The following is a 21,490-nucleotide window of genomic DNA, read 5'->3' as shown; positions in this document are numbered from 1 at the left end:
CATGGAAGCGAAAGCAGAAGTTCAGAAGCCAAAAACAGTTCTTGATCTGGAAAGCTTGCTTGCGGTCCAAGGTGTGACGCTATCTTTCCGTCAAGAGCGAGTAGCGCGATTTGCGGTCGCCTATCCGGAAATCGTCGCCTTCGGTACAGCAAATTCCCTTGCTGTTCGTTGTTCAGTCACCCAGTCGACGGTGGTCCGGCTGGCAATCTCTCTTGGGTTTGAGAGTTATCGCGAATTCAGGCGCGTTTTTCGGCAGCACGTGAAAGTCAACGCAACCTACCGTTAGGTTATTGATTTTTGATTCTCGTCGCGCCTACCGTCAGAGAAAGCTGCTATTGCCAGATTTGTTGGCCCGTGTCTCGCCGCTCGGATAGGAGCATGTGTGGACGGCTCCTGCGGCACAGTGGTGGTTCATGCGATATCGTTCGGTCGATTGCAATCATGTGTCCGGCCTACTCGTGCGACCGCACGGGTCGCTGGCCATGATGAAGTCCGCAGACAAGGTCCCAAACGGGCTTGTCGCAATCATTTCTGCACGTCGCAATTACCCTCTGACCGCCGCTGCTTTCACGCTTTGTTAAGCTTTTGAAGTCCGAAGAGGCGCGCAAGGAGATCATTCGGGTCGTTTACGGTCCAGCCGCGTGAAAAACCGAAGCCCTTCCTCAGCCACAGCATCGCCTCGAAACCCGCGATCGTTCGCCGCACCGTGTTGAATGACTGGAAGCCACCAATCTTCGGCATGTTCTTCTTCACTCGGAAATGGTCGCTCTCGATGCCTTGCTGCAGGTGTTTGGTGACGTAGTGCACGGGATCCGGATGCAGAAGCCCATCGTCAACCGACGTTTTAATCGCCGATGGAAACGTATTGGCGCCATCCGTGCCGATCCTGCCGGGCGACAATAACGGATCATCTTTCAGCATTTTGCGGAAGAAACGCTTGGCGGCATCGAGGTCGCGCTTGGCTGTCAGCAGGAAATCAACGGGATTTCCTGCTTTGTCGATGGCGCGATACAGGTATCGCCATTTGCCGCGGACCTTCACATAAGTCTCGTCGATCCGCACCGATCCACAATGTGGTCGCGAAACCGGCGAAGCCGCTTCTCGATAATGGGCGCATAAACCAGAACCCACCGATTGATCGTGCTGTGATCGACCTCGAAGCCACGCTCACGGAACATCTCGTCCAGATCCCGATAACTGAGCGGGTATCGCAAATACCACGTAACCGCCTGCACGATCACCCACGCCTCGAAAAGCCTTCCCTTGAAATCGTCCTTTGATTGTCGCTTTAGCTTTTCGGCAATGGCATTCAGATTCATTGGCTTGCTCCGCAACTTTTGGAGCGCGAATTTCTCTTCCGATGGTCAACTTTCCGTCAAGCTAGAAAATTTGCGACAAGCCCAATTATTGCCTGAAACGGTTCGGCAGAAACGGAAGCGCCTCGCCGCTGATGCGATTTTCGAGCGCGTCGAGCACGAGATCTGCCGTCTTGGGGGCGGCCGCAATGCCGACATGCCCGTGGCCGAATGCGGCGACAAGACCAGGGTGCCGCGACAGCGGGCCGATCACCGGCAGGCCATCCGGTGTGGAGGGACGATGCCCCATCCAGAGCCGAAGCCTGAGTGTCTTGTCCGTGGACAGATAGGGGTAGCTCGCCAGGGCATGCCGTTGCAGCACCTGCGCGCGCTCCCAATTCGGAGGTTTATCGACTGATGCGAGCTCGACCTGGCCCGAAAGGCGCAGACCCATGTCTGTCGGTGTGTTGGCCATCCGGCCGGTGCTCGGCATCACGGGGATCTCGAAAGGCGTTTGCCCCGATGTCACGGTCACATGGTAACCCCGTTCGCTCTGCATCGGAATGCGCACGCCGAGCGGGCGCAGCAGATGGCCGGAATGTATGCCCGCAGCCACGACGATGCGGTCGGCAGATAACGTTTCGCCGCCCTCGAGAACGGCCTGCGGTGTCGCGCCGTCGAGGATGGCCGTCACGGCGGATTGGTGGAATTGGACGCCCCTGCGCCGCGCGGCGTCCACAATGCCGGCTACATAGCGCCCGGTGTCTCGGCAATGGGCACCGTTGACCACATGGATGGCGAACCGGTAGGCAGGGCCGAGTGCCGGCAGCCTTTCGCGGATTTCAGCCTCATTCCATTCCGCATAGGCAACGCCATTCTCGCGACGCAGCTCCCAGCTCAGTGCTTCCGCCTCGAAGGAGGCTCGGTCGGGATAGGCGTAGAGCAGCCCCTTTTGAAGAATGAGCTGCTCCTGTCCGGTCTTCCGCGCGAGCTCCAGATGCCGTTCGGGTCCATCGTGCAGCAGGAAGTTCAGTAATTTCGCCGTCCGGCGCACGCGTGCCTTGCTCGCACCTGCCCACAAAAAACGGAGGAGCCACGGCGCCAGCTGCGGCAGAGACGCCCAATCGATCGTCAGCGGCCCGTTTCGGTCGAGGAGGAAGCCGGGGACTTTCCGCCACAGGCCAGGCATGCTCATCGGGATGATCGATGCCGGGCTGATCCAGCCGCCATTGCCATAGCTTGCGCCGGCCTCGCTGCCTGGCGCATTGCCATCGCAAAGGACTACATCCCAGCCCGCTTCCGCTAATCTTAATGCTGTGGTGGCACCGATGATGCCCGCGCCGACCACGATTACCTTGCCTGTCATTGCCGTTTTCGTCCTGCTCTCAGGAAAGTCCGCCATGGAAATGGCTGAGGAATTCCCGCGTTTTCGTCTCGCGGGGTTCGTTGATGACCTGGCGCGCATCGCCCGACTCGATGACGAAGCCGTCCTGCATGAAGATGACGGTGTCGGCGACATCGCGGGCAAAAGCCATCTCATGGGTGACGAGGATCATCGTCATACCCTGCTCGGCGAGCTGGCGGATGACCGCCAGAACCTCACCCACCAGTGCCGGATCGAGTGCCGAGGTGGCCTCATCGAACAGCATGACCTCCGGTTTCATGGCCAGTGCCCGGGCAATCGCCACGCGCTGCTTCTGTCCGCCGGAAAGCTGCTCCGGGCGTGCATCGGCTTTCTCGACCAGCCCGACTTTGGAGAGCAGCTCCATCGCGAGTGTCCGCGCAGAATTGCTGTCCTGTTTCAACACGCTCACCGGCCCGATCATCACATTGTCGATGACGCTCATGTGCGGGAACAGATTGAAGTTTTGAAATACCATTCCCGTATTGGCGCGGAAGGTTGCCAGATCCCGGTCGTGCATGGCGACGTGGCCCGAGGAAAAGTCCATTCGCCTTCCGCCGATGGTGATGCAGCCCGCATCGGGCAATGACAGCAGATTGAGGCTGCGCAACAGGGTGGATTTTCCCGAACCGCTCGGCCCGATCATCGCCACGACATGACCGCGTGGCACGGAAAGATTGATATCTTTCAGGACCTCCAGCGGTCCGAAGGACTTCTTCAAGCCCACGACCTCGATCATCGGTTCCGTGTCGGCCATCGTCTGGATCTCGTTATTCATGTCCTGCGGCCCTCCAGCCAATGCGCCAGGCGTGTCATGGGAAACAGGACGGCCAGATAGATGGCTGCAATCAGGGTGTATGTTTCGAGTGGTCGGTAGGTGGCGGATGTCACCAGTTGACCTTGATAGAGCAGGTCGGGCACCGCGAGCACGGAGAGAAGCGAGGTGTTCTTGAGCTGCAGGACGGACTGGTTCACCAGCGGCGGCACCATGCGGCGCAAGGCCTGCGGCAGGATGATCTTGGCCATCAACTGGCCTCGCCGCATGCCGATCGCGCGTCCCGCGTCCCATTGTCCCGTATCGATCGAGACGATGCCGCCCCGGATGATCTCGGCATAAAACGCGGCGCCGTACATGGTCAGCGTGATGAAGGCCGCCATCGCTGGCGAAATCTGGATACCGACCAGCATGGGCAGGGCATAATAACACCAGACCAGTTGCACGAGGACAGGTGTACAGCGGAACAGTTCCACGATCGTCATGATCGGAACGGTAACGACTTTCATCCCGGAGAGCCGGGCAAGAGCGAAGACCGTGCCGACGACGATGCCGGAGATGATGGTCAGAACAGTAAAGCCGACCGTATAACCCAAGCCTTGAAGAAACAGGCCGCGGTACTGCCAAAGGCCGGAGAAGTCCCATTGATACTGCATCACAGCGCGCTTTGTTCGGCCCCGCGGAATATCCGGGGAGAGGTTGATGTAAAAAGCCACTCGCCAAGCGTCAGGATGTCGAATACCGGAAGGCCGAGGGCTGCCGAGATCGCCTGTGCAAAGGGCGGCATGTTGGTGCATTCCAGCACGATCGAGCCGACCGAGGGATGCTCGGCGATGAGCTTTCGGGCAACATCGATCACTTCGGCCTCCAGCGCCGCATGATCATATGCCGCGGAGCCCTCGATGAGCGCATGAAAAGCGCCGCCGGAGGGCACGCCGCGCACGGGCACCGATGGATCGGCCCCACAGGCTTCGAACACGTCATCACCCAGGCTGGCGGCATCATAGGTTATCACGCCGGGACGCAGCCCGGCGCCAAGCGTCATTTCCACCATGGGCAGCTGCATCAGGCTGGAGGCGGCGACCGGCACGCCGAGCGCCTCGGCCAATTTCCGCTGATGTCGCGCCATGAAGCCGCAAGACGTGATGATTGCGCTGCAGCCCTCCGAAATAAGCTCTCGTCCGGCGGCGATGAAATCTTCAACGAGACCCTCGCCGCCTGCACGGACGACGAGGGAAACGGACGCACCGCGCACTTTGCGAAACTTGACCGGAAAACGCCATGACCCGGCATGGCCGACATCACCAGGTGGACGCTCGAACGTCGTATCCAGCATGATGATGCCCAAGGCACCTGAGGAAGCGGACATTGGGTTCCTGTCAGAACGTCAGATTTGCAGGCAACGCAGCCTTGTCGACCCCGACGAGTGCGAGGCTTTCGACAATCCAGTTCGAGATCTTGCCCTGCTCGCGGCGCTCCGCAAGCCAGGTAGCGACATAATCGCGGAACTCGCCATTCGGATCGCGGCGCACACCAATCGTGGTCGGCTGGCTTGCATGGGGTCCAGGAATGATAAGCTTGACATTCGGCGCAAGGTTCTTCGTCGTCACGACAGCAAGTAGGGCGACCTGAATGATGGCGTCGGCGCGGCCCGATTGAAGCGCCAGAATGGTCTCATCCGCAGATTTGAGCGCGACCAGTGTGCAGTTCGGCAGGTTCTTGCGGGCGAAATTGTCCTGCGTCGAGCCAAGGTCGACCGCCACCCGCATCTCCGGCCTGTTCATCTCCTCCCACTTCGTCACTTCCAGGTCCTTGCGGGCAACGAGGGTGAAAGTATTGTCCATCAACGCCTTGGTGAAGTCGACAACCTTGGCGCGCTCCGGATTGTTGCTAAGCCCGAACATGATGTCGATCTTGTTGCTTTGCAGATCGATCACGGAATTGCCCCAGGTCGTCTCGACCAACTCCAGTTTGACGCCGATATGTTGCGCCAGATCACGGCCCATTGCGACGCAGAAACCTTCCCACTCTCCGGTCGCCAGGTTCTTGTGATAATAAGGCTCGGTGCCTGCAAACACGCCGATCCGCAACGTACCGCGGGCTCGGATCGCTTCGAGCGTTGCGCCTTCGGTTGCTGCGAGAAGTGCGGAAGATGGGAGGAGTGCTGCAGCCCCTGCAAGCAGCATTACTCTTCCGAAGTCACGTCTGTTCATGGCCATATCCCCAGTTGATTATTCGTTCCCTATTGCGCCTTGCGGGCGATCAATGCGTTGTCGCGATTGATTTTATTGGAAAGCACGACCGAATAGGTCACGCTCTCGATTTCCTCGATCCGGGCAAGCTCTTCGATCAGGGCTTCCAGATCTTCCAAAAAATTGACGTTCACACGGCAGAGGATGTTTGCCGGGCCGCTGATCGCATCGGCTGTCAAGATCTCCGGGTAGCCGCGCAATACCACGAATAACCTTTGCGTGGCGCGCATGGCGGTGGTGATGAAGATATAGGCTGAAACGCTCTGATCGATCTCGCGGCGACCAACGATCGCACGATAGCCGAGAATGACGCCGCGGCGTTCCAGCCGCTCGAGGCGCTCCTGGACACTCGATCGTGCGAGGCCGACACGTCGGGCCAATTCACTGGCAGGCACGCGTGCGTTTTCCTCCAGGATGCTGAGCAGATTGCGGTCAATGCTGTCGCCGTAGTCCATGTCGTTCCCACTTTCTTTTGTGGAAAGACTGCGTTCAAACTTTCCCAAAGAAAAGCATTGAAAAATGGGTTCTTCATGACTTTTATTCATGATCCCAACAGGAGCTTCGTCATGCGCCGTTTTCTGCCATCCTTGAGTGCCCTGCATGCATTCGATGCATCCGTGCGTCACTTGAGTTTTACCAAGGCGGCCGAGGACATGGGGATCACCCAAAGCGGCATCAGCCGGCAAATAAAAAACCTTGAAGATTTTCTGGGTCTTACCCTGTTCGAGCGCGCCGGGCCTAAACTGATCCTGACGGAGGAGGGCACGCGGTATTATGATGAGATTTCGCGCCTTCTCGATAAGCTGGAAGATGTCTCCATCGATGCCGTCCGCGGTCGAAAAGCACAGAGCATGCTGAAGATCGGCTTTCCGCCGACACTGATGCGGCGTTGGGGCGCGTCGATGCTGACCGCGTTTGCAGCCGCGCATCCCCAGACATGGTTCGAGGTTTATCCCTGCCGTCACGATCTCGATTTTGCGACATCCGAGCTGGATCTGGCGTTTCTGCGCGGCACCGGAAATTGGAGCGGAGCGCGCAGCCAGCTGCTCTTCGACGAGGAATTGGTTGTAGTTGGCGCGCCGAAGCTGATGCCGCTGCAAGGTCTCCCGAACGACGAGGCGCTGCTGGAATATCCGCTGATCCAGAATTCCAGCCGCCCGAGCCTGTGGCTGCATTGGCTGCGGGGTGCAGGCGTGCACTACAAGAGCCGCATTTATGGCCCGCGCCTGCCGAACTTCGATATGATCCTCGAATGCGCCATCAACGGTATGGGACTGGCAATCGTTCCCGAATTCCATGTGCGCACCGAACTGGCCGCGGGGATTTTGAACCCCGCTCTAAGCAGGCTTCAGACATCGGGCGAGGGCTTTTATCTCTGTTTCCCGCAGGCGCGGATGAACTCGGCCAATGTGCGGATCTTCCGCGACTGGTTTGCTACCGAATTCGCGCGCCGGCGGCAATTCCTGCCTCTGACGCATCCCTTAAGTCAAAAATAGGACTTTTCTATGGGCTTCAGTTCAAGCGGATCTTCTCCCCGCTTCAATAGCCAGGAATAGACCGGCGGCACTCGGTCTGCGATGGATTCGACGTGAACGTCAATGAAGCACGGTCCGTCGTCATGGGTAAAGGCGGCTGTGAGTGCGGCATCGAGTTCCGAACCTGTCTTGGCTGTCCATGCCTTGAGGCCATAGGCTTCCGCGATTGCCTGACCGCGCGGCGCCAGAAAGTCCACGCCAAAGCACTGATTGTGACCTTTGAGCCGGTGGAGGCCCTTGATCCAGCCGAATGTGCCGTTGTTGAAGAGGATAAGGATTGCCGGTACCTGCAAGCGCACCAGCGTTTCCAATTCGCCGACCGTCATGCCGAACGATCCGTCGCCAAAGAGACCGATCGGCCTCTTGGATGGATCGGCCCGCCAGGCTCCGACCGTGGCGGGAAGTGCCGAACCGAGTCCACCGAAGGCGCGCGGAATGGCAAAACGCGTTTCACGATCATTGATTTTAAGGAAGCGCGTCATGTAGGGCGTCGGCGTGCCGGCGTCGGAGTAGATCAAAGCCGGCTTGCAGGAGTCATGGAGCGCCTCATTGAAGGCACGTACGGCCCTCTCCGGCCGCAAGGGAACCCGCTCGTCGGAAAGCGCTTCCTCGGCGTGCTCCCAGAAAACCTTTCGACGATCATTGAGGCTGCCGATCCACGCTTCGTGTCGGGCGGGTTCTATTGCAGCGTCCAGCGTCAGGAGTTCTTCCAGAACCAACAGGGCATCGCCCTGGATGGACAGCAGATTCTCATAGTTGTTCGCCATGATTTCCGGGGAGATATCGATCTGCGCCAGACGGCGATTGAGGGTGATCCGCGGGAAGGTCCAGCCAATGGTGACGACCGAGCCGATGCGCGAGCCAACGAAGAGCGTGAAATCCGAATGCTCCAGCGCCCAGTTCGCATGGGGATGAAAGCCGTTGTCGCCGATGACGCCGATGGCGAGGCGGTGGTCGTCGTCAATGGCGCCTTGGCCGGTCATTGTCGTGCACATGGGCACGTTGTATTTTTCGGCAAGCTGCGTGATCCGGTCGCCGGCACGCGCGCGGTTTACCCCGCCGCCTGCCACGATCAGCGGCCTCTCGGCCCTGGCCAGAAGTTTGAGCAGGTCCTCCAGCTTCGAGCGCGGCGGCAGTGTCGGGTAAGCGGGGAAGGTGCGGCATTCCTCTTCGACATGAAGGGAGATCCGCCCCGGGTCCACTTCGGCAAGCAGCATGTCCTCCGGAATTTGCAGATGCACGGCGCCGGGTTTGCCGGAGCATGCGACACGAAAAGCCCGGCGGATGATTTCCGGCAGTTTTTCCGGCGATTTCACCTGAACGGACAGTTTCGTCACCGGCTCGAAGAGCTTAGCGCAGTCGAGTTCCGTCAGAACGCCGCGGCCTTCGCCGGGAAGCGGGATGTCGATGGTGAGAAGGATTACTGGCACGGACGAGCCGTTCGATTCGGCGACCGGGGGCAGCGAATACATCGCGCCCGCGCCTGAGGGGCACTCGAAAACCCCCGGTCTATTGGTGAACCGCCCATAGGCGTCAGCCATGTAGCCGGCTGAACGCTCATCGCGGGCCATGACATGACGAATCTTGTCTTCACGCAACTGAAGGGCCTCGTAGAGAGGAACGTTGGTGTCCCCCGGGACGCCGAAAATCGTGTCGACCCCGTAACCGATGAGCATTTCCACCAAAATATCCGCTCCACGCATTTCGTTCTCTCCTGTCTGTGCTGCAGGAGGATAGGACCGTCGGGAGCCGGCGGGGACCGGCGATGTGTCGGGTCTATGAAGCGTGAACCGTCAGATTGCCGGTCTCGGCCGCTGCACGGCCTGTCGCCCACGGAAATACTCAGACGAAATTCACTATGTAGGCCGCTACTCGCTTTGCGCCTGGTGCAAAGAATTCCGGTCGCTGCCGAGGCGGCTGCCGAACTCTCACCGCGAGGCAAAGCGCTATTGCCAGATTTGTTGGCCCGTGTCTCGCCGCTCGGATAGGAGCACATCAATCTCAACGGACAATATCGTTGGCCAAAGTCTAAGCGTAGGACCTCTTCGAGGCATCTTTGGCATTCACGGCAGCCAAAGCCTGTTCAATCGACGTGTAAATCTCGGTATCGATGCCTTTAGCGCGCCACGAGACGACGCTTAGGACGTCGCCACGCCTGTTTTTTCTGGCAAAGAGAACCGTTCCAGGCGGTAGGTCGCTGTGGTGGATCATTGAGAGCACCTCCGTTCGAACGTATGGCCAGAATTCGTTGGGTATCCCCATTGCCAAAAGCGCCTGCAACTCGTTCCAGAACAGTTTCGAGCTAATCGTGCGATCGTCTTTCTGAACTACAACTACATAACGGCTTGCCTGTCGCAGGCGGAGCAGTACAGGCAAGCTTGTTGACTGGGGTGAGACGTGTTGTCGACAGTTCATCAGCGGTGAAATTCCGTCTATCTTGATATGATTTTCGAAGCCAGCGGTGAGAACCAACCGGTTGACGCCTTTGCGATGGCGATCTTCTGGTTGGGCACTCGACGTCTCTACCGGGCAGTTTGAACGTCCTGTTGCCTGCCAAGATGGAAAATGCGGCGCGGCAGCACGGCGACGGCCGTTAATCCACCGTATGCGATGGCCGCCACCGCCACGATCTGGAAAAGGGAATTGAGACTCGCCTCAAACCAGATCACCGAAGCCCACCCGACGAAAGCAGCCAGGATCATCCTGACTGTTCCGGCAAGAACCGGGAGAAGAACACGCTTCAGTCCCTGGCTTGCAAAATAAAGTGCCAGTCCCAATCCAACCGCACCATAGGCCGGTGCGACGATTTGCAGATACTGCGAGCCTAGCTGCTGCACATCCGGGTCTGCCGTGAACAATCTCATCCAAATCATTGGGAACAGAGTGGCGAGAATGCCAATGGTCTGTGTGATGCCAAAAGCAATGGCTGCGCCAACCCAGGCGACCCGGCGGGCGCGTTCAATCTGGCCCGCTCCGATATTAATCCCGACCATGGTGACGATAGCGGTTCCAAGACCGAAGATGATGGGGATTTGCAGATAATCAAGCCGCGATGCAATGCCGAACCCCGCAATCGCGTCTGCGCCGAAGTGACCAACGGCTGCCGTTACGAACGTAACCGTCAGATTTACCTGGATCGTGCCGACAGCGGAAGGCAGGCCGACACCCAGAATGTCCTTGAACAGTCGACCTTGCAGCGGAACGATTTTAAGCTTCAGCGGGCTGCTTGACGAGCGCAGGTAAAGGGCAAGCACCAGTGCCGCGATCAGATAATAAATGAAGACCGCGGCGCCTCCGCCTGCCACGCCGAGCTGCGGGAAGGGCCCCCAGCCGAAAATCAACGGCGGCGACAGGACGAGGAGAAGGAACGCGCCGGAGATGATGACGAGTGCAGGCACGTTCACGTTGCTAGCGCCCCGCAGGGCTGCCGAAAGCAAAGCCGTGATCCAGATCGGAATGGAGCCTGCGAACACAATTCCTGAATAGATGAGGGCGGCCTTCAGGGTTTCTCCCGTCCCTCCCATTGAGCGGTAGAGCAGAGGTCCAAGGAGGATTGCAGCGACTGAGAAAATGGCTCCGAATACTGTGGCCAGAACAATCGAATGCCAGACGAGCCCATCGGCATCAGCGTGGCGGTTGGCACCCAGCGCTCGCGCCACGGCTGAGGAAACTCCGCCTCCAATTCCGCCATTCGACATCATTTGCATCAGCATGAGGACCGGAAAGACGAGGGTCACACCTGCTAAAGCCTCGGTCCCAAGGAAACTGACGAAATAGGTTTCCGCGACCCCAACAAAGGTCTGGACCACGAGAACGACGACCGTGGGCAATGCCAGCCGGAACAGCGCGGGTGTGATTGCTCCATGAAGAATTCCATATGGTGTCTTCTGTGAAATTGTTGAGACGTGAGAATTTTTGCTGTCCGGCATATCGGCCATGGCTGATCCTAAAAAGTTCTCCGAGGCTCTGCTCCGCTCCCAAGGCCGGGGTTCGCAACCGGTTCTCAGAATTTAAAAATAGATTGGTTTCGAAATCTAAATTATATAGAGTTCATTCGCAATCTAAAATATCGCTTACGAGCGTGAGACCGGAGCCCGTGCAGGTGTTCAAAACCCATGTTTCCGATCAAGGATCGATAAAAGCTGAAATGGTGGAAAACCCACTTGCCGGGGACCTATGCTTTGCCGTGCAGCGGACAAACCGCATCATCTCCCGCCAGATCAACGATGCATTGCGCTCGACAGGACTAACGGCAGAGCAGATATTTCTTCTTGCAGCGATTGGTGAAGCAGGTTCCCCTCGAATATCGGAAGTTTCGCTACTTCTTGGCCTTGACCACTCAACCGTCGTTTCAAATCTAAAACCCCTGGTGAGAAAGAATTGGGTGACGATGTCCGTGGATGTCGATGATCGCAGGGCACGAAGGCTTCTGCTCACCTACAACGGGAGCGCTCGGCTTGTAGTGGCATTTGAACGTCTTCGGAAACTTGAAGACACACTGGTGAAAAAGGTTGGCGGGGTACAGAATACTCTTAGCCTTTGCCGGATGCTTAGCGAGCTATCAACAGCGTGCGCTGGACCTAGGCCGCGCGCAGCCGACACCGGCACCTGACTGCAAGGATACAGCCATCACCCTCTATTTTCGGCGCCGTCTTCCCGTACTATCTCCTCATGGGGCTGTGCCTTTAAGCCAGCCACTTCGGTCTCCAGCCGGTCCAGCCGTTTCTCCAGCGCGATGAGGTAGTCTCCCTGCGGATCGTCGATACCCAGGACGACATCTTCCCACGATCGCCATTTTTCTCGAAAACGTTTCAACATTTAAAATCTCCATCGCCATCAACTTTATAAGTCGGCATTTGCATGCCTGGCAGTTTGAGCGAGCGTTATGCCATTCTCTCTGAAAGAGAGATCACCTCTGCCGGTTGCCGCAAACCGGTTGCGACAACGGAAACTCTTAACCGCCCTGTCAGCGCATCATTGAAAGTCGCGCCGACGACGATATTCGCGTCGTCGTCGACTTCTTCGCGAACACGAGTTGCAGCTTCGTCGACATCAAAAAGGGTCATGTCCGGTCCGCCAGAGATCGAGACGAGAAGCCCTTTCGCTCCCCTGACGGACGCTTCATCGAACAGCGGATTGGCAATTGCTGCCTCGGCGGCATGTCGGGCGCGGGCGTCTCCCGTTGCCTCGCCCGTACCCATGACCGCTCTGCCCATGTCACGCATGACTGACCTTACATCGGCGAAGTCGAGATTGATCAATCCTTCCTTGACGATCAGATCGATGACGGAACTGACCCCGGCATGCAGCACATGATCTGCCATTTCGAATGCATCCGCGAAGGTCGTCTTCGCATCGGCAACCCGGAACAGATTCTGATTGGGGATGACGATCACCGTGTCTGCGCATTCGCTGAGACGCTCGATTCCCTGCCGCGCTGTTCGCATTCGCTGCGTACCTTCGAATGTGAAGGGCATGGTGACGACGCCGACCGTCAGTATGCCTGCCTTGCGCGCAGCATGGGCGATGACGGGTGCGGCACCTGTTCCCGTTCCGCCCCCCATGCCCGCCGTCACGAAACACATATGCATTCCGTCGAGGTGGTCCATGATCTCATCAATCGACTCTTCGGCTGCCGCCTGTCCAATGTCAGCCAGTGATCCGGCACCAAGTCCTTCCGTGACGGTCAGGCCAAGCTGGATAAGGCGTGGCGCTTTTGACATCGACAAAGCCTGGGCGTCGGTGTTCGCAACGACAAACTCTGCGCCCTCGAGATCGTGCATGATCATGTTGTTGACAGCATTGCCGCCGCCACCGCCGACGCCGATGACGGCAATCCTTGGCTTGAGGAGCGTTATGCCGGGCGGTGAAACGACCGTCGTTGGTTGCATAGTGGGAGTGTCCTGGTGGAGACTTTGTTCAAAGGTGACCACGCGCGGGGGTTAGTCAGCCAATGGCGTTCGACTGCCTCTCTTCGGCCAGCGTCGAAACACTGCACTTGCATTGACCCCACCGAAGCCGAAGCCATTGGATATCGCATACTCAACATCGAGAGGTCGGGCATCGTTTGCGACAAAGTCGATGCCATTAGCCTCAAGGTCAGGTGAACTGAGATTCAAGGTCGGGGGCGCGATCTGGTGCTGGAGCGCCAGGATCGTAAAAATAGCCTCAAGGCCGCCGGCGGCCCCCAGCAGGTGCCCCGTCGCCGACTTCGTGCCGCTGACGGCGATCGACTTCTTTTGGCCGAACAGGCTCTTGATTGCTCTGAGCTCTCCGAGATCTCCAACCGGGGTCGAAGTCGCATGTGCGTTCAGATGGCCGATTTCGTGCGGGGCGATACCCGCCTGGGCGATGGCGATTTGCATTGCCCTGCGGGCGCCGCTTCCGTCTTCCGGCCCCGACGTAATATGATGGGCGTCGGCCGTCGTTCCGTATCCAACGAGTTCTGCTATCGGCGTCGCACCACGAGCAAGGGCGTGGCTCAACGCTTCAATGACGAGGATGCCTGCGCCTTCACCCATCACGAAGCCGTCGCGGGCGGTGTCGAAAGGACGTGAGGCCTTGGCCGGGGTCTCGTTAAAGCCTGTCGATAGCGATCTTGCCGCTGCGAAACCACCAAGGCTTACAATGTTCATACAGGCCTCGGTTCCGCCACAAACCGCAATGTCGGCTTCATTGGACCTGATCAGTCGCGCTGCATCGCCAATCGCCTGAACGCTGGCGGCGCATGCCGTCACCGGCGCTCCCAGCGGGCCTCTGAAACCATGCCGGATAGAGACTTGTCCGGCAGCGAGATTGACGAGAAAGGATGGAATGGTGAAGGGCGAGAGGCGGCGGACGCCGCGTTGGTCGACGGTACGCACCGCCTCCGTTATCGCGGGAAAGCCACCGATGCCCGATGCGATGATTGTCGCCGTTCTCAGTTTTTCTTCTTCGGAAGCTGGCTTCCAGTTCGCCTGTGCGAGAGCCTCTTCCGCCGCCGCCAGCGCAAAGATGATGAAGCGGTCGACCTTACGTTGATCCTTCGAGGGCAGGGTCTTGTCAGGATCAAATCCTCCTTCAGGATCTTCAGCCAGGGACGGGACCACGCCTCCGATTTTTGAAGGCAAATCCCCGACGATGTCGTCGCCCAGCCGTCGGATCCCGCTTTTGCCAGCAAGAAGCCGGGACCAGGAGATATCGACATTTGCACCAAGGGGGCTGACGGCTCCCATTCCCGTGACAACGACACGACGCATTTGCATTTCCACCTGTTAACGATCAAAATTTTGGCATGCCTTCGGCACCCGACCGAATGACCGGTCGTGAACTTGGGACATGCGGTTCGCGCTATTCTCTTCTGATAGCGTGGGGCTACGGCCGAGCTGTGCCAGCTATCGGCGACGAATATCCAAAAACCATCCGTTAGCCGCCATCGCGGCCAGCAATGCGCCGGACCTCGCTCGCTGCCGCATCGAGTACACTCGTCGAAAGCGCTTCATCCCCAATGATCCTGGACAGCGTCACCGCACCGACCATCATGGACAATATTGCCATGGCCTTTTCGCTTCGAGCTTTATCGCCACCCTCTCCGATAAGCTCTTCAAGCACCTCGAAGTGTGCTCGGATACCGTCTTCAAACGGGCGCCGAACTTCGGCGGTTTGACGCGCAGCGTCGGAGCCGAGAGCAACGAGCGGGCATCCTTCTGCCTTCTCGCCACTATGGTCTTTGGAAAGGTAGAAGATGATGATCGATTCCAGCGGATCCGACGTGTCTGCTGCGGCATCAGACCACCTTCTCGTGGCGCTCTCGAGAGCACGCCGTGATGCAAGCGCCGCAAGATCGTCCTTGGATGCGAACTGCTTGTAGAATCCACCCTGGGTGAGGCCCGCACCCTTCATCAGGTCTTTCAGGCCAATCCCGTCGAAACCATGCTCTCGAAACAAGCGGCTGGCGACGTTGATCACCCGTTCCCGGTTTTCCTCTGCCTGTACACGGCTCACTCGCATGTGGACCTCCAATTAGATTTCATTTGACATCTATATGTCTTTTAGAGTTAGAGTGCAATCTAATATTTTCAGGATGGCCGTCAAGAAGGGGCGATGAAATGAAACGGAAACTTGTTGTCACTGCAGCAGCAGTGCTGGCGCTGGCCGCAGGCGGAGCCGCAGCGCTGCTGCTTCCGACGCAGGCACCCGAGGCAAAGGCTGCCGATCCCCGGACTTTGGCGCCACTGGTCAACCTCGCGACGGCCAGGCTTCCTGGCAATTCGAGCAGCAGCTTTACCGGAACCGTTGGTGCCCGGGTCCAGAGCAATCTCGGCTTTCGCGTTCCCGGAAAGATCGTTGAACGTTTTGTCGACGTCGGGGAGCAGGTAAGCGCTGGACAGCCATTGATGAGGCTTGACGAGACCGATCTTCGTCTTGCTCTGACCGCCAAGCGAAACGCTGTCATCGCAGCACAGGCGACATTTGTCCAAGCGAAAGCCGATGAGAAACGCTTTGCCGTGCTGGTGAAGACCTCTGCTGCCTCGACGCAGCAATATGAACGATCGAAGGCCCTGCTGGATACGGCGACGGCACAGTTGGCCGCCGCTCAGGCTGAGGCGAATGTTGCCGAAAACGAGGCCAGATATGCGGTTCTCGTTGCCGATGCGGATGGAACCATTGTCGAGACGCTCGGTGAACCGGGTCAGGTGGTAACCGCCGGGCAGCCGGTTGTCCGGCTCGCGAAGTCTGGTCCGCGCGAAGCCATTGTCTGGCTTCCCGAAACCATGCGCCCTGAAATCGGAGCTCAGGCTTCCGCATCGGTTTATGGCAGAAACAATGCGGAAAAGGCCAAGCTGCGCCAGATCTCCGATTCTGCCGATCAGCAGACCCGCACCTATGAAACGCGCTGGGTGCTTGAAGGGGCTGCGTCCAATGCTCCACTGGGGGCGACCGTCACTATCGAAATCGAGAACAGAGATGCGCAAAACCACGCCGAACTGCCGATAGGTGCCCTGTTGGATGACGGGACGCGCACTGGCGTCTGGGTGATCGATCAGCAATCGTCCGTCGTGAAGTTTCGTGATGTGAAAGTAGAGCGGGTAAGCGAAGAGAAAGTGGTCGTCACTAACGTCAAGCCGGGAGAGGAGGTCGTTGCGCTTGGCGCACATCTTCTGAAGGATGGAGCGCAAGTTCGCACCAGCGTTGGGACAAAAGAGGTGACAAACTGATGAACCTCAATCTGTCCGCCCTTGCGGTTCGCGAACGCGCCGTCACGCTGTTCTTCATCGTCCTTCTGTCGCTTGCCGGCGTCTATGCTTTCGTCAAGCTGGGACGCGCCGAAGACCCCTCCTTTACCATCAAGACATTGACTGTCACGACTGTCTGGCCGGGCGCAACCGCACGCGAGATGCAGGATCTGGTTGCCGAGCCGCTGGAGAAGCGCATTCAGGAATTGGCATGGTACGACCGTGTCGAGACAACGACGCGTCCCGGCTTTGCCTATCTTACCGTTACGCTCAAGGACAATACGCCGCCAAGCGCCGTCGCTGAAGAATTTTATCAGGCGCGCAAGAAGCTCGGCGATGAAGCCAGAAACCTGCCGCAGGGTGTGCTGGGACCGTTCGTGAACGACGAATACTCCGACGTCAGCTTCGGCCTTTACGCTCTCAAGGCGCAGGGCATGCCGATGCGCGATCTCGTCCGGGAAGCGGAAAAGATCAGGCAGGACATGCTTCATGTTCCCGGCGTGAAGAAGATCAACATTCTCGGCGAACAGCCCGAGCAGATATTCGTAGAGTTCTCCTATGAGAAACTCGCCACGCTCGGCATATCTTCTCAGGACATTGCCGCAGCTCTTCAACGGCGCAATACCGTTACGCCCGCTGGCTCGATCGATACGCAGGGTCCGCAGGTCTTCATTCGCCTCGATGGTGCCTATGACAGTGTTCAGTCTATCGCTGATACGCCCATCGTCGCTTCCGGCCGCGCGTTGAAGCTTTCCGACATTGCTGAGGTACGCCGGGGTTATCAGGAGCCGGCAGGCTATGTCATCCGTCATGACGGCGAGCCGGCCATCATGCTCGGCGTGGTCATGCAGCAGGGCTGGAATGGTCTGGAGCTTGGCAAGGCTCTTGAAGAGCGCTCGAGCCAGATCGCACAATCATTGCCCCTTGGCATAACGCTGACGAAGGTCAGCGATCAGGCCGTCAACATTGACGCGGCAGTGGGTGAATTCATGGTGAAGTTCGCCATGGCCCTCGGCGTCGTGCTCTTCGTCAGCCTCATTGCGCTCGGCTGGCGGGTGGGCATCGTGGTGGCTCTGGCCGTGCCTCTGACGCTTGCTGTCGTCTTCATCATCATGCTCGAGACAGGGCGCTTCTTCGACCGCATCACGCTCGGTGCATTGATCCTGGCACTTGGCCTGCTGGTCGACGACGCCATCATCGCCATCGAGGTGATGGTCGTGAAGATGGAAGAGGGTATGGATCGCATCAAGGCGGCTGCCTATGCCTGGAGCCACACTGCGGCACCGATGCTGTCGGGAACGCTTGTGACCATTATCGGCCTGATGCCGGTCGGTTTCGCCGCCTCTGCAGCGGGTGAATATGCGGGCAATATCTTCTGGATCGTCGGTTTCGCACTGATTGTTTCCTGGTTCGTGGCGGTGATCTTTACGCCCTATCTCGGCGTAAAGCTGTTGCCCGATATCAAGCCGGTGGCAGGCGGCCATCATGCGATTTACGATACGCCGAACTACAGACGCCTGCGCGGTGCGATTGAATTCACCGTCAAGCACAAGTTCCTGACCTGCGCCATTGTTGGCGTTGTCATGGCGCTTTCGGTCGTCGGGATGGGTGCGGTGAAGCAGCAGTTCTTCCCCACATCGGACCGTCCTGAGGTTCTTGTCGAAGTCCGCATGCCAGAAGGCACGAGCATCGAAACGACAACCGCCACGGTCAAGAAACTCGAGGCGTGGTTGAAGCAGCAACCCGAAGCGAAGATCGCCACCAGCTACATCGGCCAGGGCGCCCCCCGCTTCTTCTTCGCCATGTCGCCCGAACTGCCCGATCCTGCCTTCGCGAAGATCGTTGTGCTGACATCCGACGCCCATGAGCGTGAGGTGCTGAAACTGCGTCTTCGGGAAGCCGTTGCGCAAGGGCTGGCGCCCGAGGCATTCGTCCGCGTGACGCAACTCGTCTTTGGCCCCTACACGCCATTCCCCGTCGAGTTTCGGATCAAAGGACCTGACGCCGAAGAGCTGTACAAAATCTCCGAGCAGGCACTTGCTCTCATGAGCTCGATACCTGATGTCAGAAATGCCAACCGTGACTGGGGTAATCGAACACCCGTTGTCCGGTTCGTTCCCGATCAGGATCGCCTGAACCTCATCGGCATGTCGTCCGCCGAGGCTGCCCAGCAGATACAACTCCTGCTGAGTGGCGTTCCCGTCACGCAAGTCCGTGAGAACATCCGAAACGTTCCTGTCGTGGCGAGAAGTGCCGGCGAAATCCGCCTCGATCCTGCCAGACTCGGGGACTTCTCGCTCGTGACGAGAGACGGCCGTGCGATCCCCCTCGATCAGATCGGCCACACGGAGGTGCGCTTCGAAGAACCGATCCTCAAGCGTCGTGACAGAACGCCTGTGGTGACGGTCCGGTCTGACATTAACGAGGCGACACAACCGCCGGAGGTTTCGCAACAGGTGATGACCGCTCTTCAGCCACTCATTGCATCTCTGCCTGCTGGCTACACAATCGAGATGGGCGGCAATATCGAGGAATCACTCAAGGCGAATACTGCCCTGGTGAAGGTCTTCCCACTGATGATCGCAGCGACCCTGATCGTCATCATCCTTCAGGTGCGCAGCCTGTCGACGATGACGATGGTGATGCTGACAGCACCGCTCGGTCTTGCAGGCGTCGTGCCGACCCTGATCCTGTTCAACCAGCCTTTCGGGTTTAACGCGATCCTTGGTCTTATCGGCCTGGCGGGCATCCTCATGCGCAATACGCTGATCCTGACCGAGCAGATCAAGGAAAACAAGGCCGCGGGTCTGGACGACTATCATGCCGTTATCGAAGCCACGGTGCAGCGAACGAGGCCCGTCATCCTGACGGCGCTTGCCGCGGTCCTAGCCTTCATTCCCCTGACGCATTCGGTTTTCTGGGGTTCGATGGCCTACACGCTTATCGGCGGAACGGCGGTGGGTACGCTCATCATCCTGCTCTTCCTGCCGGCGCTCTATGCTGCATGGTTCCGCATCAAGCCACCCAAGGCAGACATGGGTTCGACGGAGCACGGAAACTCGGAAACAGCGCAGCATTCGCTTGCTGCGGAATAGCCAACCCGTCCCTCCGCAGCAGATGATGCCGCGGAGGGATCATACTGCCTGGCGAGAAGTGGCGTGTGTTTTGCGTGCCCACTGGACCCTTTCGGAAACCATGCCCTCGTCCCGCTTCAATCCTGCCAATGAGGAGCCTTGACATGAACTCTGTCGTATCCATCTTCAAACATCCGCCGGACGGGGGTAGGGGATATCATCGGGATATGCGCGTCAGGTGGGCTCTCGAGGAAGTCGGCCAGCCTTACACTCTACGGTATCTGACTTTTTCCGAGATGCGCCGCCCCGAATATCTGGAAATACAGCCATTCGGCCAGATGCCGATCTACCAGGAGGGCGATCTCATTCTTTTCGAATCCGGTGCGATCGTGCTTCACATAGCACAGCGTTTCGCTGGCCTCCTTCCCGATGAAGCAAATGCGCGCTCGCGTTCCATCATGTGGATGTTTGCAGCGGTCAATACGATCGAGCCCTGTATCGCCTCTGGCAGCGTTGGTCATCTCAGTCAGCGGCTCCAGCAACTGGGTGATACGCTTGGAGGGAAGGAGTGGCTTGAGGGGGCTCAGTTCAGCGCCGGTGATCTCATGATGGTGAGCGTACTGCGGCCGCTCAAGCACTCTGATGTTCTGCTGGATAGCCCTGGCTTGCAGGACTACGTCGAAAGAGGCGAGCAACGATCCGCGTTCCAGCGTGCGCTGGGCAATCCACCAGCGGACAGGCGAACGGCGTGAATTGACGGCATAAGCATCCGTCACACCTGTCACTCCCCAGGCGAGAATCCCGCATTAACTCGACCGATGTTTCCCGCTTCTGACCATGTGCCTCCTCAATTTCTGCAAGCGCGTTTTATTTCGCTTGCAATCTAACGGAGTTATAGATTACAAACGAAATCTAAATTGATTTCTAGTCCAACGCTAGTTTTGGAGAGCGTAGATGTCGACAGACAAGATTGTTGTGGTGACCGGAGCATCCTCCGGCATAGGGCAGGCGACCGTGAGGTTGCTGTCACAGAATGGGTTCAAGGTGTTTGCAGGATCGCGCAATCCGGACAAAAGTGGACCGGTTCACGGTGTCGAGTACGGGCGTCTCGATGTGGACAATGACGAGTCGGTGAGGCAATTCGTCGATTGGGTTCTGTCCCGTTCAGGCCGGATTGATGTCGTGGTGAACAATGCAGGCGTCTCTCTTGTCGGGCCGGTCGAAAGCACGTCGGACGATGAGGCGAAGGCCCTTTTTGAAACCAATCTCTTTGGCCCACTGCGCATGATACGAGCGGTATTGCCTGCGATGCGACAGCAGAATTCCGGTCTGATCGTCAATGTCAGTTCGGTTCTCGGCTTTCTCCCCGCACCTTATATGGGCCTTTATGCCAGCAGCAAGCATGCGTTGGAGGGACTGTCTGAAACGCTTGACCACGAAGTTCGGCAATTCAACATTCGCTCCGTCTTGGTCGAGCCGACGTTCACGAGGACAAGTCTCGATGTCAATGCGAAGCAGACGGAGATGCGTATCGACGACTACGCCACTCAATTAGCCAAATCCAATGAGGCCGTTTTTTCCGCCATTAGGACGGCAAGCAGTCCTCAGACTGTCGCCGCCGAAATCATGGCAGCAATCACAGGTCCTCACAAAATGCGCAGACCGGTTGGAAAACAGGCTACGCTTCTGAGCCGCCTGAAACGGTTTATTCCAGCCAAGGCATTGGATGGCGGCATCAGGAAAACGTTTGGGCTCTCCCGGCTGTAGGCATTCGCGGAGCTTGCGCACCACAAGCAGAAAGTAGGGCGTCGGCATTCGGAAACTTCACGGCTTGTCTCGGACACATTTGCTTACCTTCAGCTCCGAGGGCGGAGAGTCGATGACTGTGCGCCTGAAGGGCAAGACACCGATCGGCCCGAAGAGCCCGGTTTACCGCTTGGTG

General features: G+C 58.2%; 19 protein-coding genes and 1 pseudogene. 7 read left to right on the top strand and 13 right to left on the bottom strand.

The annotated features are described in order from the left end of the window. The first annotated feature begins 1 nt into the window (after nucleotide 1). Complete coding sequence (locus PL599_RS19970; protein ID WP_269824911.1) at nucleotides 2-286, top strand: MurR/RpiR family transcriptional regulator; 285 nt, start codon at nucleotides 2-4, stop codon at nucleotides 284-286. 281 nt (nucleotides 287-567) lie between these two features. On the opposite strand, the pseudogene PL599_RS19965 reads toward PL599_RS19970, so the two are convergent. The 7 genes and pseudogenes from PL599_RS19965 to PL599_RS19935 all read right to left on the bottom strand — a co-directional run bounded on the left by PL599_RS19965 (nucleotide 568) and on the right by PL599_RS19935 (nucleotide 6,179). Further along, nucleotides 568-1,319 (bottom strand): annotated as a pseudogene (locus PL599_RS19965) (IS6 family transposase). 85 nt (nucleotides 1,320-1,404) lie between these two features. Further along, on the bottom strand, nucleotides 1,405-2,661 hold the full coding sequence (locus PL599_RS19960) for an NAD(P)/FAD-dependent oxidoreductase (protein ID WP_173991307.1): 1,257 nt from the start codon (nucleotides 2,659-2,661) through the stop codon (nucleotides 1,405-1,407). Nucleotides 2,662-2,680: 19 nt separating this feature from the next. Further along, nucleotides 2,681-3,454 carry an amino acid ABC transporter ATP-binding protein gene (locus PL599_RS19955; RefSeq protein WP_416172506.1) on the bottom strand — a complete coding sequence of 258 codons (774 nt, stop codon included), beginning with the start codon at nucleotides 3,452-3,454 and terminating at the stop codon, nucleotides 2,681-2,683. A 17-nt stretch (nucleotides 3,455-3,471) separates the two neighbouring features. Next, nucleotides 3,472-4,128: an amino acid ABC transporter permease gene (locus PL599_RS19950; RefSeq protein ID WP_077984671.1), complete on the bottom strand. Its 657-nt coding sequence runs from the start codon at nucleotides 4,126-4,128 to the stop codon at nucleotides 3,472-3,474. Beyond that, nucleotides 4,128-4,841, bottom strand: coding sequence for an aspartate/glutamate racemase family protein (locus tag PL599_RS19945; RefSeq protein ID WP_269824913.1), 714 nt, complete (start codon nucleotides 4,839-4,841; stop codon nucleotides 4,128-4,130). Before PL599_RS19945 ends, PL599_RS19950 begins: the two co-directional genes overlap by 1 nt. Nucleotides 4,842-4,851: 10 nt before the next feature. After that, a complete protein-coding gene (locus PL599_RS19940; RefSeq protein WP_269824914.1) occupies nucleotides 4,852-5,685 on the bottom strand; it encodes a transporter substrate-binding domain-containing protein in 834 nt (277 codons plus the stop codon). Nucleotides 5,686-5,714: 29 nt separating this feature from the next. Continuing rightward, entirely contained in the window at nucleotides 5,715-6,179 is a 465-nt protein-coding gene (locus PL599_RS19935) for an Lrp/AsnC family transcriptional regulator (RefSeq protein WP_077984673.1), read from the bottom strand. Between the two features lie 111 nt (nucleotides 6,180-6,290). Here PL599_RS19935 and PL599_RS19930 point away from each other — a divergent pair, with 111 nt between their 5' ends. Next, nucleotides 6,291-7,220 (top strand): LysR substrate-binding domain-containing protein, encoded by a 930-nt coding sequence (locus PL599_RS19930; RefSeq protein ID WP_244614259.1) that lies wholly within the window; start codon nucleotides 6,291-6,293, stop codon nucleotides 7,218-7,220. On the opposite strand, the gene PL599_RS19925 is transcribed toward PL599_RS19930, so the two are convergent. After that, complete coding sequence (locus PL599_RS19925) at nucleotides 7,211-8,962, bottom strand: thiamine pyrophosphate-binding protein (RefSeq protein ID WP_269824915.1); 1,752 nt, start codon at nucleotides 8,960-8,962, stop codon at nucleotides 7,211-7,213. The two genes, PL599_RS19930 and PL599_RS19925, sit on opposite strands and share 10 nt — an antisense overlap. An 819-nt stretch (nucleotides 8,963-9,781) precedes the next feature. After that, entirely contained in the window at nucleotides 9,782-11,197 is a 1,416-nt protein-coding gene (locus PL599_RS19920) for an MATE family efflux transporter (protein WP_269824916.1), read from the bottom strand. Nucleotides 11,198-11,361: 164 nt separating this feature from the next. Between PL599_RS19920 and PL599_RS19915 the strand changes: the two genes are divergently transcribed. Beyond that, nucleotides 11,362-11,871 carry a MarR family winged helix-turn-helix transcriptional regulator gene (locus PL599_RS19915; protein ID WP_271359764.1) on the top strand — a complete coding sequence of 170 codons (510 nt, stop codon included), beginning with the start codon at nucleotides 11,362-11,364 and terminating at the stop codon, nucleotides 11,869-11,871. Between the two features lie 17 nt (nucleotides 11,872-11,888). Here the strand turns inward: PL599_RS19915 and PL599_RS19910 are convergent, their stop codons facing one another. The 4 genes from PL599_RS19910 to PL599_RS19895 all read right to left on the bottom strand — a co-directional run bounded on the left by PL599_RS19910 (nucleotide 11,889) and on the right by PL599_RS19895 (nucleotide 15,248). Continuing rightward, complete coding sequence (locus tag PL599_RS19910) at nucleotides 11,889-12,077, bottom strand: hypothetical protein (protein WP_142913336.1); 189 nt, start codon at nucleotides 12,075-12,077, stop codon at nucleotides 11,889-11,891. 65 nt (nucleotides 12,078-12,142) lie between these two features. Further along, nucleotides 12,143-13,150, bottom strand: a complete 1,008-nt coding sequence (ftsZ, locus tag PL599_RS19905; RefSeq protein WP_269824918.1) for a cell division protein FtsZ — start codon at nucleotides 13,148-13,150, stop codon at nucleotides 12,143-12,145. 51 nt (nucleotides 13,151-13,201) lie between these two features. After that, the gene (gene fabF / locus PL599_RS19900) at nucleotides 13,202-14,497 is read right to left on the bottom strand and encodes a beta-ketoacyl-ACP synthase II (RefSeq protein ID WP_269824919.1); all 1,296 of its coding nucleotides are present in this window, start codon (nucleotides 14,495-14,497) and stop codon (nucleotides 13,202-13,204) included. Nucleotides 14,498-14,663: 166 nt separating this feature from the next. Then, on the bottom strand, nucleotides 14,664-15,248 hold the full coding sequence (locus tag PL599_RS19895) for a TetR/AcrR family transcriptional regulator (protein WP_269824920.1): 585 nt from the start codon (nucleotides 15,246-15,248) through the stop codon (nucleotides 14,664-14,666). A 98-nt stretch (nucleotides 15,249-15,346) separates the two neighbouring features. On the opposite strand from PL599_RS19895, the gene PL599_RS19890 reads away from it, so the two are divergent. The 4 genes from PL599_RS19890 to PL599_RS19875 all read left to right on the top strand — a co-directional run bounded on the left by PL599_RS19890 (nucleotide 15,347) and on the right by PL599_RS19875 (nucleotide 21,315). After that, entirely contained in the window at nucleotides 15,347-16,456 is a 1,110-nt protein-coding gene (locus tag PL599_RS19890) for an efflux RND transporter periplasmic adaptor subunit (protein ID WP_269824921.1), read from the top strand. Next, nucleotides 16,456-19,569, top strand: coding sequence for an efflux RND transporter permease subunit (locus PL599_RS19885; RefSeq protein WP_269824922.1), 3,114 nt, complete (start codon nucleotides 16,456-16,458; stop codon nucleotides 19,567-19,569). Before PL599_RS19890 ends, PL599_RS19885 begins: the two co-directional genes overlap by 1 nt. Before the next feature lie 143 nt (nucleotides 19,570-19,712). Next, nucleotides 19,713-20,300 (top strand): glutathione S-transferase family protein, encoded by a 588-nt coding sequence (locus tag PL599_RS19880; RefSeq protein ID WP_269824923.1) that lies wholly within the window; start codon nucleotides 19,713-19,715, stop codon nucleotides 20,298-20,300. Between the two features lie 202 nt (nucleotides 20,301-20,502). Next, nucleotides 20,503-21,315, top strand: a complete 813-nt coding sequence (locus PL599_RS19875) for an oxidoreductase (protein WP_269824924.1) — start codon at nucleotides 20,503-20,505, stop codon at nucleotides 21,313-21,315. Nucleotides 21,316-21,490: the final 175 nt, after the last annotated feature.

This window comes from Agrobacterium sp. ST15.16.055, assembly GCF_027956555.1.
Lineage (GTDB): Bacteria > Pseudomonadota > Alphaproteobacteria > Rhizobiales > Rhizobiaceae > Agrobacterium > Agrobacterium salinitolerans.
The sequence above is the reverse complement of the archived record's forward strand: the minus strand, read 5'-3'. Positions and strand labels throughout refer to the sequence as shown.